The sequence below is a fragment of the Pseudomonas sp. NY11955 genome, assembly GCF_048068035.1.
GTDB lineage: Bacteria > Pseudomonadota > Gammaproteobacteria > Pseudomonadales > Pseudomonadaceae > Aquipseudomonas.
Map to the genome: position 1 here is coordinate 47,120 of NZ_JBLUPS010000019.1, position 14,014 is coordinate 61,133.

General features: G+C 66.2%; 2 protein-coding genes. One reads left to right on the forward strand and one right to left on the reverse strand.

The features are described from left to right. Positions 1-160 precede the first annotated feature (160 nt). Entirely contained in the window at positions 161-691 is a 531-nt protein-coding gene (locus ACNFBR_RS25770; protein ID WP_012273397.1) for an RNA polymerase factor sigma-70, read from the reverse strand. Between the two features lie 305 nt (positions 692-996). Between ACNFBR_RS25770 and ACNFBR_RS25775 the strand changes: the two genes are divergently transcribed. After that, positions 997-13,950, forward strand: coding sequence for a non-ribosomal peptide synthetase (locus ACNFBR_RS25775; protein ID WP_416737344.1), 12,954 nt, complete (start codon positions 997-999; stop codon positions 13,948-13,950). Positions 13,951-14,014 lie beyond the last annotated feature (64 nt).

The window sequence follows — 14,014 nt, forward strand, 5'->3', positions numbered from 1 at the left end:
TGGCAGCTCCTGCAGGGGATGGTGGTCTCTTGTAGGAGCAGCCTTGTGCTGCGAAGAGGCCGGCAAAACAAGCGATGTGTTGTGCCGGGTCTGGCCTCTTCGCAGCACAAGGCTGCTCCTACCTCGGGCCGGGCAGGTCTGCAGGACGTCGCAAAGGGGTTCAGGCCTGCCGATTGGCTGTCTTGCGGCAGTGCACCAGCGCATCGCGAATCATGAAGTTGACCAGTGTCGGCGACACCCCCAGCTCCTTGGCGATGTCTTTCTGTGGCACGCCATGCAGGCGGTACATCTCGAACGCATAGCGGGTACGCTGCGGCAGCTCGTTCAGCGCCTCGGCAATGTCGTCCAGCGCGGCAAGGTTGATATGGGTCGCTTCGGGCGAGGCGTTCTGGATGACCACATTCAGGCCTTCCTCCTCGGTGCCGGAATACTTCAGCTCCATCGCCTGCTTGCGGTAGTGGTCGATCGCCAGGTTGCGCACGATCTGGAACAGGTAGCTGAGCTGCGCCTTGAACGACGAAGTGATCTGCGGAGCTGCGCTGAGCCGGAAGAAGGCGTCCTGCACCACATCTTCGGCACGCGAGCGGCAGCCGGTGATGCGGGCAGCGATCTTGACCAGGATGCTGCGGTTGTCGACGAAGGCCTGCAGTAATGGTGAATCGCACTTACTTGTGGATAGTTGTTCCGCCATGGAAATCACCTTGTCACAGAGGGGAAAGGAGGCACCCGGGGCTGGGAAGCTTCCTACGACGTGCGACAAACTATTCATAATGATAATGATTGTCAAATACGAAACGTAATTAGTATCTGTATCTTTCAGTTCTAAGGCCGTCGTGTGAAACCGTTCACCCCTGGCCCCGGCTACACCCGCACAATCCCGCTAATTTCTGCACCCGCCCATCCGTTCCCCTGTGTACATCCTCGGCCGCCATTCGCTGTCCGCCCACGTTCGCGGAGCAGCCGGCACGCCCCAACAGACACTGGCAGGAACACCCCATGACGGACGCCTTCGAACTCCCGCACTCGCTGGTCCAGGCCCTGGCGCAACGCGCTGCGCAAACCCCGGACAAGATCGCCCTGCGCTTTCTGGCCGACGCCCCCGGCGAGCAGGCCGTGCTCAGCTACCGGGACCTCGACCAGCGTGCGCGCACCATCGCCGCCGCCTTGCAGGCCCGTGCCGGTTTCGGCGACCGTGCAGTGCTGCTGTTCCCCAGTGGCCCGGACTACGTCGCGGCGTTCTTTGGCTGCCTGTATGCGGGCGTGATCGCGGTGCCGGCCTACCCGCCGGAATCCGCGCGCCAGCACCACCAGGAGCGTTTGCTGTCGATCATCGCCGACGCCGAACCGCGCCTGCTGCTGACCGTGGCGGCCTTGCACGGCAGCCTGCAAGGCCTGGAGGCGCTGGCAACGGGCAACGCGCCCGAGCTGCTGGCCGTGGATGGCCTGGACCCGGTATTGGCCGCCAATTGGCAAGCGCCCACGCTCAAGGGCGATGACATCGCCTTCCTGCAGTACACCTCCGGCTCCACCGCGCTGCCCAAGGGCGTGCAGGTCAGCCATGGCAACCTGGTGGCCAACGAGCAACTGATCCGTTGTGGCTTTGGCATCGACCTCAACCCCGATGACGTGATCGTCAGCTGGCTGCCGCTGTACCACGACATGGGCCTGATTGGCGGCCTGTTGCAGCCGATCTTCAGTGGTGTGCCCTGCGTGCTGATGTCGCCGGGTTACTTCCTGGCCCGGCCGCTGCGCTGGTTGCAAGCCATCAGCGAGTACGGCGGCACCATCAGCGGCGGCCCGGATTTCGCCTACCGCCTGTGCAGCGAGCGGGTCAGCGAGGCCTCGCTGGCCGGGCTCGACCTGAGCCGCTGGCGGCTGGCCTATTCCGGCTCCGAGCCGATCCGCCAGGACAGCCTGTCGACCTTCGCCGACAAGTTCCAGGCTTGCGGCTTCGACCCGCAGAGCTTCTTTGCCAGTTATGGCCTGGCCGAAGCCACCCTGTTCGTCAGCGGCAGCCGCCGAGGCCAGGGCATCGCTGCACTGGAGCTGGATGCCGAAGCCTTCGCTGGCAACCGCGCCGAGCCGGGTAAAGGCAGCGTGCTGATGAGCTGTGGCTACCCGCAGCCTGGGCATGCGGTGCGCATTGTCGAGCCGCAGCACTTGCAGGTGCTGGGCGACAACCAGGTCGGTGAAATCTGGGCCGGTGGCCCGAGCATCGCCCTGGGTTACTGGCGCAACCCTGAAGCCAGCGCCCGTACCTTCGTCGAAATGGACGGCCAGACCTGGCTGCGTACCGGCGACCTGGGTTTCATGCGCGAAGGCGAAGTGTTCGTGACCGGGCGCCTCAAGGACATGCTGATCGTGCGTGGGCAAAACCTGTACCCGCAGGACCTGGAAAAAACCCTTGAGCGTGAAGTCGAGGTGCTGCGCAAAGGCCGTGTGGCGGTGTTCGCCGTCGAGCATCAGGGCGAGGAGGGCATCGGCGTGGCGGTGGAGATCAGCCGCAACGTGCAAAAGGCAATCAAGCCTCAGGACCTGATCAAGACCCTGCGCCAAGTCATCGCCGACGCCTGCCGCCAGGCCCCAGCCGTGGTCCTGCTGCTGAACCCCGGTGCGCTGCCGAAGACGTCCAGCGGCAAGTTGCAGCGCTCGGCCTGCCGCCTGCGCATGGACGATGGCAGCCTGGATTGCTATGCCCGTTTCCCGCAGGTGAGCGAAGCCGTTGCCAGTGAGGCTGCCGAAGACCCATTGCAAGCACGTATCGCCGCGGTGTGGCGCGACATCCTCAAGGTAGAGGCGGTGGCGGCAGACGACCACTTCCTGTTGCTGGGCGGTAACTCCATCGCCGCTACCCAGGCCACTGCGCGCCTGGCCGATGAGCTGGGCATCGATCTTGGCCTGCGTACCCTGTTCGAGATGCCGGTACTGGCCGACTACAGCAAGGCCGTGGCCGCGATCATCGCCGAAGGCGGCGCACAGGCAGGCCCAATCGCCACCCTTGAGCGCGCCCAAGCGTTGCCCCAGTCATTGGCACAAAACCGTCTGTGGTTACTGTGGCAACTGGAACCACAATCGGCGGCCTACAACATCCCGGCCGGCCTGCACCTGCGTGGCGAGCTGGATGAAAGTGCCCTGGAGGCGGCCTTCCAGGCACTGGTGACGCGCCATGAATCATTGCGCACCGTGTTCAGCGAAGTGAACGGTCAGGCCCTGCAGCACGTTCTGGCGCCGCAGCCATTCGGGCTCCAACGCCTAGATCTTGAAGGGCAGGCCCATGAGCAGGTGGCTGCGCTGCGTGAAGCCGAAGCGCGCCAGCCGTTCGACCTCACCCAGGGCCCACTGCTGCGGGTAACGCTGGTGCGCCTGGGCGACGAAGATCATCAGCTGTGGGTGACCCTGCACCACATCGTCGCCGACGGCTGGTCGCTGAACATTCTGCTCGACGAATTCGCCAAGCTGTACGCCGCTCGCTGCCAAGGCCTGGAGGCCAACCTGGCGCCGCTGACCCTGGGTTACGCCGACTATGGCACCTGGCAGCGCCAATGGCTGGCCGAAGGTGAAGCCGAACGGCAATTGCAATACTGGAAGGCCCAACTGGGTGATGAGCTGCCGGTGCTCGACCTGTGCACCGACCATTCGCGCGCCAGCCAGCGTGAGCACAGCGCTGCGCGCTTCAACCTCAAGGTGCCCGCCAAGCTCGGCGACGCGCTCAAGGGCCTGGCCCGCGAGCAGCAGGCTAGCCTGTTCATGGTCCTGCTGGCCGGTTGGCAGGCGCTGCTGCAGCGCTACAGCGGCCAGGCCGATATTCGCGTCGGCGTGCCCAACGCCAACCGCCCGCGCCTGGAAACCCAAGGCATGGTCGGCTTCTTCATCAACACCCAGGTGCTGCGCGCGCAGTTCGATGGCCGCCAGTCGTTCAACCAGTTGCTGGCCCAGGTACGCCAGGCCACTTTGCAAGCCCAGGCCAACCAGGACCTGCCGTTCGAACAGCTGCTCGAAGCCCTGCCCGAGGCGCGTGAACAGGGCCTGTTCCAGGTCATGTTCAACCACCAGCAACGTGACCTGTCGGCGCTGCGCCGCCTGCCGGGGCTGCTGGCCGAAGAGCTGCCGTGGCACAGCCGCGAAGCCAAGTTCGACTTGCAGCTGCACAGTGAAGAAGACCACCAGGGCCGCCTGAGCCTGGCCTTCGACTATGCCGCCGAGCTGTTCGACGCGACTACCGTCAAGCGCCTGGCCCAGCACCTGCTGGCGCTGCTGGAGCAAGTGTGCGCCATGCCGCAGCGGGCGCTGGGCGAGGTGCAATTGCTCGATGAGCCCGCCCGTGCACAGCTGCTGGGTTGGGGCCAGGCGCCAGCCGCCGCACCGCGGCACTTGCTGGTCGAGCAACTCAATGAGCAGGCCCGCCTTACCCCGCAGCGCACCGCCCTGGTGTGGGAGGGTGGCAGCCTGGACTACGCCGAGCTGCACCAGCAAGCCAACCGCCTGGCCCACTACCTGCGTGACAAAGGCGTCGGTCCCGACACCTGCGTGGCCATTGCCATCGAGCGCTCGCCGCAGTTGCTGGTCGGTTTGCTGGCCATTCTCAAGGCTGGCGGTGCTTACGTGCCGCTGGATGTCGACTACCCGGCCGAACGCCTGGCCTACATGCTGGCCGACTGCAACGCCGGCCTGCTGCTGAGCCACAGCAGCCTGCTGGGCAAACTGCCGCAGGTCGCCGGCGTCAGCGCCATTGCCCTCGACCAGTTGCACCTGGACAGCTGGCCCAGCCAGGCCCCCGGCCTGCACCTGCACGGCGACAACCTGGCCTACGTGATCTACACCTCCGGCTCCACCGGCCAGCCCAAGGGCGTGGGCAACACCCACGCGGCGCTGGCCGAACGCTTGCAGTGGATGCAGGCTACCTACGCCCTGAACGACAGCGACGTGCTGATGCAGAAAGCGCCGATCAGCTTCGATGTGTCGGTGTGGGAGTGCTTCTGGCCATTGATCACCGGCTGCAAGCTGGTGCTTGCCGGGCCGGGCGAACACCGCGACCCGCAGCGCATTGCCGCACTGGTACAGGCCCATGGTGTGACCACGCTGCACTTCGTGCCGCCGCTGTTGCAGGTATTCGTCCAGGAGCCGCAGGCGGGCGCCTGCAGCAGCTTGCGCCGGTTGTTCTCGGGCGGCGAAGCGCTGTCCGCCGCGCTGCGTGACCGCGTGCTGCAAGTGCTGCCGCAGGTGCAACTGCACAACCGCTATGGCCCGACCGAAACTGCCATCAACGTCACCCATTGGCACTGCCAGGCGGCGGACGGCGAGCGCTCGCCGATTGGCCGCCCGCTGGGCAATGTGCTGTGCCGCGTGCTCGACGATGAGCTTGAACTGACTGCGCCCGGCGTACCGGGCGAGCTCTACCTCGGTGGTGCAGGGCTGGCCCGTGGCTACCTGGGTCGCCCAGGCCTTACCGCTGAGCGCTTCGTGCCCCAGGCCGACGGCAATGGTCAGCGCCTGTACCGCAGCGGCGACCGCGCGCGCTGGCAGGTGCAGCATGAGGCGCTGGAGTACCTCGGCCGCCTCGACCAGCAGGTAAAGGTGCGTGGCTTCCGTGTGGAACCTGAAGAGGTGCAGGCCTGCCTGCTGGCGCAAACGGGGGTCGAACAGGCGCTGGTGCTGATTCACAAGGACGCCGTTGGCGCGCAACTGGTCGGCTATTACAGTGGCAGCGCCCAGCCTTCCGACTTGCTGGCCGTGCTGGCTGAGCAATTGCCCGCCTACATGGTGCCGGCGCAACTCATCGCGCTGGCGCAGATGCCGCTGGGCCCTAGCGGCAAGGTCGAGCGCAAGGCACTGCCGGCCCCGGTCTGGCAGCAGCGTGAACACGTCGAGCCGCAAACCGAGCTGCAGCAACAGGTTGCGGCCATCTGGCGCGAGGTGCTGAACCTGCCGCGCATCGGCCTGCAGGACGATTTCTTCGCCCTCGGCGGCCACTCGTTGCTGGCCACCCAGATCGTTTCGCGCACGCGCCAGGCCTGCGATGTCGAATTGCCGCTCAAGGCCCTGTTCGACGCCAGCGAGCTGGGTGCCTTCTGTACCGAGATCGCTCGCATTCGCGCCGCCGGTGAGCGCAACCTGCAAGGTGAAATCGCCCGGGTCGACCGCCGCCAGGCGGTGCCGCTGTCGTACTCGCAGCAGCGCATGTGGTTCCTCTGGCAAATGGAACCGAACAGCCCGGCATACAACGTAGGCGGCATGGCCCGCCTGCGCGGTACGTTGCATGTGGACGCCTTCGAGCGGGCGCTGCAGGCGCTGATCGTGCGCCACGAAACCTTGCGCACCACGTTCCTCAGCATTGACGGCGTGCCGTACCAGTGCGTGGCCGATGACAGCGGCCTGCACCTCGACTGGCAAGACTTCAGCGCCTTGTCAGCCGACGCCCGCCAGCAACGCTTGCAGCAACTGGCCGACGATCAGGCCCATCAGCCGTTCGACCTGGAGCGTGGTCCGCTGCTGCGCGCCTGCCTGGTCAAAGCCGACGAGCGTGAGCACTTCTTCGTGCTGACCCTGCACCATATCGTCACCGAAGGCTGGGCCATGGACATCTTCGCCCGCGAGCTGGGCGAGCTGTACGAGGCCTTCGTCGATGACCGCGAGTCGCCACTGGCGCCGTTGCCGGTGCAATACCTGGACTACAGCGTGTGGCAACGGCAATGGCTGGAGAGCGGCGAGGGCGCTCGCCAGCTGGCTTACTGGAAGGATCGCCTGGGTGACGAGCACCCGGTGTTGGCATTGCCCGCCGACCGCCCGCGCCCGGCGGTGCAGAGCCACCGCGGCGAGCTGTACCGTTTCGAACTCGACCCAGCGCTGGTCGCCCGCGTGCATGCCTTCAACAGCCAGCGCGGCCTGACCCTGTTCATGACCATGACCGCCACCCTGGCCGCCTTGCTGCACCGCTACAGCGGCCAGCGCGACCTGCGCATCGGTGCGCCGGTGGCCAACCGCATCCGCCCGGAAAGCGAAGGCCTGATCGGCGCCTTCCTCAACACCCAGGTGCTGCGCTGCGAACTGGACGGGCAGATGACCGCCAGCGAGCTGCTGGAGCAAATGCGCCAGGCCGCCATCGAAGGCCAGTCGCACCAGGACCTGCCGTTCGACCAGTTGGTCGAGGCCCTGCAGCCGCCGCGCAGCAGCGCCTACAACCCGCTGTTCCAGGTGATGTGCAACGTGCAGCGCTGGGCCTTCCAGCAAAGCCGCCTGCTTGCCGGCATGCAGGTGGATTACCTGGTCAACGATGCCAGTGCCACCAAGTTCGACCTGTACCTGGAGGTGACCGACCTCGACGGCCGCCTGGGCTGCTGCCTGACCTACAGCCGCGACCTGTTCGACGAGCCGCGCATCGCGCGCATGGCCGAGCACTGGCAGCAACTGCTGGTTGGCTTGCTCGACAACCCGCAACAGCGCCTGTGCGAGCTACCGATGCTGAGCAGCGCCGAACAGCAGGTGCTGGTGGGCCAGTTGCAGGGCGAGCACGATTTCGAGCTGGACCAGACCTTGCACGGCCTGTTCGCCGCCCAGGCGGCGCGCACACCCCAGGCGGGTGCGCTGACCTTCGCCGGCCAGCACATGACCTATGCCGAACTCGATCAGCAGGCCAACCGCCTGGCCCGCGCCCTGCGCGAGCGCGGCGTCGGCCCGCAGGTGCGTGTGGGGCTGGCGCTGGAGCGCTCGCTGGAAATGGTCGTCGGTCTGCTGGCCATCCTCAAGGCTGGCGGTGCCTACGTGCCGCTCGACCCCGAGTACCCGCTCGATCGCCTGCGCTACATGATCGAAGACAGCCGTATCGGCCTGCTGATCAGCCAAGCTGAGCTGCTCCAGACCCTGGGCGAACTGCCTGAAGGGGTGGCGCGCTGGAGCCTGGAGCAAGACACCGCCAGCCTGTCGGCCTACAGCGATGCGCCGCTGGACAACCTCAACCTGCCGCAGCACCAGGCTTACCTGATCTATACCTCAGGCTCCACCGGCAAACCCAAGGGCGTGGTGGTCAGCCATGGCGAGTTCGCCATGCACTGCCAGGCGGTGATCGCCGCATTCGGTATGCGCAGCGATGACTGCGAGCTGCATTTCTATTCGATCAACTTCGACGCTGCCAGCGAGCGCCTGTGGGTGCCGCTGCTGTGTGGTGCCCGCGTGGTGCTGCGTGCCCAGGGCCAGTGGGGTGCCGAGGAGATCTGCCAGTTGGTGCGTGAGCAGCGGGTGAGCATTCTGGGCTTCACCCCCAGCTACGGTAGCCAGCTGGCGCAGTACCTGGGCGGGCAGGGCGAGCAACTGCCGGTGCGCCTGGTGATCACCGGCGGCGAAGCGCTGACCGGTGAGCACCTGCAGCGTATTCGCCAGGCCTTTGCGCCGCAGCGGTTCTTCAACGCCTACGGCCCGACCGAAACCGTGGTCATGCCACTGGCCTGCCTGGCGCCAGAGACGCTGCCCGCGGAGCTTGGCAGTGTGCCGATCGGCCGCGTCATCGGTAGCCGTACAGCCTACATCCTCGACGAAGACTTGGCCTTGTTGCCGCAAGGCGGCATTGGCGAGTTGTATGTCGGTGGTGCCGGCCTGGCCCAGGGCTATCACGACCGCCCCGGCCTTAGCGCCGAGCGCTTCGTCGCCGACCCGTTCAGCAGCGAAGGGGGCCGCTTGTATCGCACCGGCGACCTGGTGCGCCTGGGCAGCGATGGCCTGGTCGAATACGTCGGGCGTGCCGACCAGCAGGTGAAGATTCGCGGTTTCCGCATCGAGCTGGGCGAAATCGAGAGCCGCCTGCAGGCGCATGCCGATGTCGACGAGGCCGTGGTGCTGGCCTTGGACTTGCCGGGAGGCAAGCAACTGGTGGGTTATCTGGTGTGCAAGCAGGCCACTGCCGCTAGCGAGGCGCAACAGCTGCTGCGCGAAGCAGTGAAAGCCGATGCTCGCCAGCACCTGCCGGACTACATGGTGCCTGCACACCTGGTGCTGCTCGACAGCCTGCCGCTGATGGGCAACGGCAAGCTCGACCGCCGTGCGCTGCCGCTGCCGGACCTGGAGCAGGCACGTCAGCAGTACCAAGCCGCTGGCAACGCGGTGGAGGCGCAACTGGCGCAGATCTGGCGCGATGTGCTCAACGTCGCCCGGGTTGGCGTGCAGGACAACTTCTTCGAACTGGGCGGCGACTCGATCCTGTCGATTCAGGTGGTCAGCCGCGCCCGCCAGGCCGGCCTGCAGTTCACCCCGCGTGACCTGTTCCAACACCAGACCATCCAGACCCTGGCGGCTGTGGTTCAGCACAGCGAAGCCGTCCCCCGCATCGAACAGGGCCAGCGCCAGGGCCAGAGCGGGCTGACGCCTATCCAGCACTGGTTCTTCGACAGCGAAGTGCCACAGCCACAGCACTGGAACCAGGCGGTACTGCTGAAAGCGCGTCAGCCGCTGGACGAAGCCGCACTGGCACAGGCACTGGCTGCGCTGGTGCAGCACCACGACAGCCTGCGCCTGCGTTTCAGCGAGGCCCAGGGCGGTTGGCAGGCTCAGTACGCGCAGCCCGCTGCCGAGCAACTGCTGTGGAGCGCCACCGTCGCCGACGTTGCAGACTGCCAGACGCTGTACACCGACCTGCAGCGCAGCCTCGACCTGCAACAAGGTCCGCTGCTGCGTGGCTTGTTGGTGCGTGACGGGCAGGGCGGCCAGCGCCTGTTGCTGGCGATCCATCACCTGGTGGTCGATGGCGTGTCCTGGCGGGTGCTGCTGGAAGACCTGCAGGCGCTGTACCGTGGCCAGCCGCTGCCGGCCAAGACCCACGCCATGGGTGACTGGGCCGCGCGCCTGGCCAGCTACGCCGGCAGCGATTCGCTGCGCGACGAACTGGGCTGGTGGCAAGGCCAGCTGGGCGGTGTGCGCCGCGAACTGCCGTGCGATCATCCGCAGGGGGGCAACCTGCATCGCCATGCCCGCACCCTGGCCATCGGCCTGGACGTGGAGCAGACCCGACAACTGCTGCAGCAGGCCCCGGCGGCCTATCACACCCAGGTCAACGATTTGCTGCTGACGGCGCTGGCACGCGCTTTGTGCCGCTGGAGTGGCGATGAAGAAGTGCTGGTGCAACTCGAAGGCCACGGCCGTGACGGGTTGTTCGAAGATATGGACCTGACCCGCAGCGTCGGCTGGTTCACCAACGCCTATCCACTGAGCCTGCGCCCACTGCCAGGCGAAGACGACGTGGCGCGCGCCGGTTCGATCAAGCGCATCAAGGAGCAACTGCGCCAGGTGCCGCACAAGGGCTTGGGCTACGGTGTACTGCGTTACCTGGCCGACTCGGCCGGGCGCGAGCAGATGGCGGCCTTGCCACAGGCACGTATCACCTTCAACTACCTGGGCCAGTTCGACCAGCAGTTCGACAGCGCGGCGCTGTTCCAGCCGCTGGAGGCACCGACCGGCCTGGCGCATGACCTCGATGCGCCACTGCCCAACTGGCTGAGCGTCGATGGCCAGGTGTATGGCGGCGCCCTGCAACTGCGCTGGACCTTCAGTGCCGAGCGCTACGACGAGCGCACCATCGCAACCTTGGCCGAAGCCTATCGCCAAGAGCTGCTGGCGCTGGTCGCCCATTGCCTGGCCGATGGCAACGGTAGTTTCACCCCGTCGGACTTCCCGCTGGCGCACCTGACGCAGGCGCAGATCGACGCCTTGCCGGTGCCGGCTGCGCAGATCGAGGATGTCTACCCACTGACGCCGATGCAGGAAGGCATGTTGCTGCACACCCTGCTGGAACCGGGCACTGGCCTCTACTACATGCAGGACCGCTACCGCATCAACAGCGCCCTTGACCCTGAGCGTTTCGCCCAGGCCTGGCAGGCTGTGGTGGCGCGCCATGAAGCGTTGCGCGCCTCGTTCAGCTGGAACAGCGGCGAGGCGATGCTGCAGATCATCCACAAGCCGGGCCACCTGGCGGTGGACTACCAGGACTGGCGCGGCCTGGCTGACGACGCCCAGGAGCAGCGCCTGCAGGCCCTGCACAAGCAAGAGCGCGAGGCCGGTTTTGCCCTGCTCAGCGAAGCCCCGTTCCACCTGCGTCTGGTGCGTGTGGCCGACGAGCGCTACTGGTTCATGATGAGCAACCACCACATCCTGATCGATGCCTGGTGCCGCTCGCTGCTGATGAACGACTTCTTCGAGGTCTACCAGGCCCTTGGCGAAGGTCGCCAGGCCCAGTTGCCGGTGCCGCCGCGTTACCGCGATTACATCGGCTGGCTGCAGCGCCAGGGCCTGGATGACGCACGCGCCTGGTGGCAGGCCAACCTGGCCGGTTTCGAACGCGCCACGGCCATCCCCAGCGATCGCCCGCTACGGCATGACCACGCCGGCAGTGGCATGGTCGTCGGCGACTGCTATACCCGCCTGGCGGTAAGCGATGGCGTGCGCCTGCGCGAATTGGCCCAGGCTCACCAGCTCACCGTCAATACCTTCGCCCAGGCGGCGTGGGCCCTGGTGCTGGCGCGCTATAGCGGCGACCGCGATGTGGCCTTTGGCGTGACCGTGGCGGGGCGCCCGGTCAGCATGCCGCAGATGCAGCGCACCGTCGGCCTGTTCATCAACAGCGTTGCCCTGCGTGTGCAACTGCCCGCCGGCGGTGAGCGCTGCAGCGTGCGCCAGTGGTTGCAGGGTTTGCTGCAAAGCAACATGGAGCTGCGCGAGTACGAATACCTACCGCTGGTGGCGATTCAGGCGTGCAGCGAACTGCCCAAGGGCCAGCCGCTGTTCGACAGCCTGTTCGTGTTCGAGAACGCGCCGGTTGAAACCGCCGTGCTCGACCACGCCCAGCACCTGAATGCCAGCTCTGACTCGGGCCGCACCCACACCAACTTCCCGCTGACGGCGGTGTGCTACCCAGGTGATGACCTGGGCCTGCATCTGTCGTTCGACCAACGCTACTTCGACTACCCGACCGTCGAGCGCCTTTTGGCGCAATTCAAGCGCCTGCTGCTGGCGCTGGTGCAGGGCTTCGATGGAGAGGTGGGCGAGCTGCCGTTGCTTGGCGACGATGAACAGCGCTTCCTGCTGGAAGACTGCAACCGTAGCGAGCGGGCTTATCCTCTGGAGCAAAGCTACGTCGCCCAGTTCGAAGCACAGGTGGCCGCGCATCCTGAGCGTACCGTGGCCCGCTGCCTGGAGGCGTCCTATGACTACGCCGGGCTGAACCTGGCGGCCAACCGGCTGGGCCATGCCCTGGTGGCTGCCGGCGTCAGCGTGGACCAGCCAGTGGCCCTGCTGGCTGAACGCGGCTTGCCGCTGCTGGGCATGATCGTTGGCAGCTTCAAGGCCGGCGCCGGCTACCTGCCGCTGGACCCGGGCCTGCCAGCGGCGCGCCTGCAAAGCATCATCCAGCTCAGCCGCACGCCGGTACTGGTGTGCAGCGCGGCCTGCGCCGAGCAGGGGCGACAGCTACTGGCCGAACTGGACACCGTGGGACGGCCACAGCTGCTGGTATGGGAAGACATCCAGGCCAGCCCGATTGCCAGCCACAACCCAGGCATTCACAGCGGGCCGGGTAACCTTGCCTATGTGATCTACACCTCAGGCTCCACTGGTCTGCCGAAAGGGGTGATGGTCGAGCAGCGCGGCATGCTCAACAACCAGCTGAGCAAAGTGCCGTACCTGGCGTTGAGCGAGCAGGACGTGATTGCCCAGACCGCCTCGCAGAGTTTCGACATTTCGGTGTGGCAGTTCCTTGCCGCGCCGCTGTTCGGGGCCAAGGTGGAGATCGTGCCGAATGCCATCGCCCACGACCCGCAAGGGCTGCTGGCGCATGTGCAGGCCACCGGCATTACCGTGCTGGAAAGCGTACCGTCGCTGATCCAGGGCATGCTGGCCAGCGATCACCAGGCCCTGGACGGGCTGCGCTGGATGCTGCCGACCGGCGAGGCGATGCCACCAGAGCTGGCGGCGCAGTGGCTGCAGCGCTACCCGCTGATCGGCCTGGTCAACGCCTACGGCCCGGCGGAATGCTCCGATGATGTGGCGTTCTTCCGTGTCGATGCCGCGTCGACCCAAGGCAGTTACCTGCCGATCGGCACCCCGACCGACAACAACCGCTTGTACCTGTTCGGCGAGGACCAGGCGCTGGTGCCGTTGGGCGCGGTGGGTGAGCTGTGCGTGGCCGGCACGGGTGTTGGTCGCGGCTATGTCGGCGACCCGTTGCGTACCGCGCTGGCGTTCATCCCTCACCCTTACGGTGCACCGGGCGAGCGCCTGTACCGCACCGGCGACCTGGCGCGGCAGCGCCCGGACGGTGTGCTGGAGTACGTGGGGCGCATCGACCATCAGGTGAAGATACGCGGCTACCGCATCGAGCTGGGCGAGATCGAAGCTCGCCTGCACGAGCAGGCGGAAATCCGCGACGCTGCGGTAGGCGTGCAGGAGGGTGTCAACGGCAAGCACCTGGTGGGTTACTTGGTGGCGCATCAAGGCATTACTGCCGACGCCGGATTGCTGGAACAGCTGAAGCAGCGTTTACGAGGCGAGTTGCCGGAATACATGGTGCCGCTGCACTGGGGCTGGTTCGACAGCCTGCCGCACAACGCCAACGGCAAGCTCGACCGCAAGGCGCTGCCGGCCATCGATATCGGCGGCCAGCACAGCCAGGCCTATCAGGCGCCGCGCAACGAGCTGGAGGAGGTATTGGCGGGGATCTGGGCCGATGTGCTCAATGCCGAGCGGGTGGGGGTGCATGACAACTTCTTCGAGCTGGGCGGGCATTCGCTGTTGGCCACGCAGATCGCCTCGCGGGTGCAGAAGCAGTTGCAGCTGAATGTGCCGTTGCGGGCGATGTTCGAGTGCAGCACGGTGGAGGAGCTGGCTGAGTATGTGCAGGGGCTACAGGGCAGTGCGCTGGATGATGACAAGGTCGACCGGCTCAGTGACCTGATGGCGGAGTTGGAGGGGTTGTAGGGCTAGGGTTCGCCTTGGGTTTTGCAGGGCGGCGCTCGATTTCCGCTCCACTGCAAAACTCAAG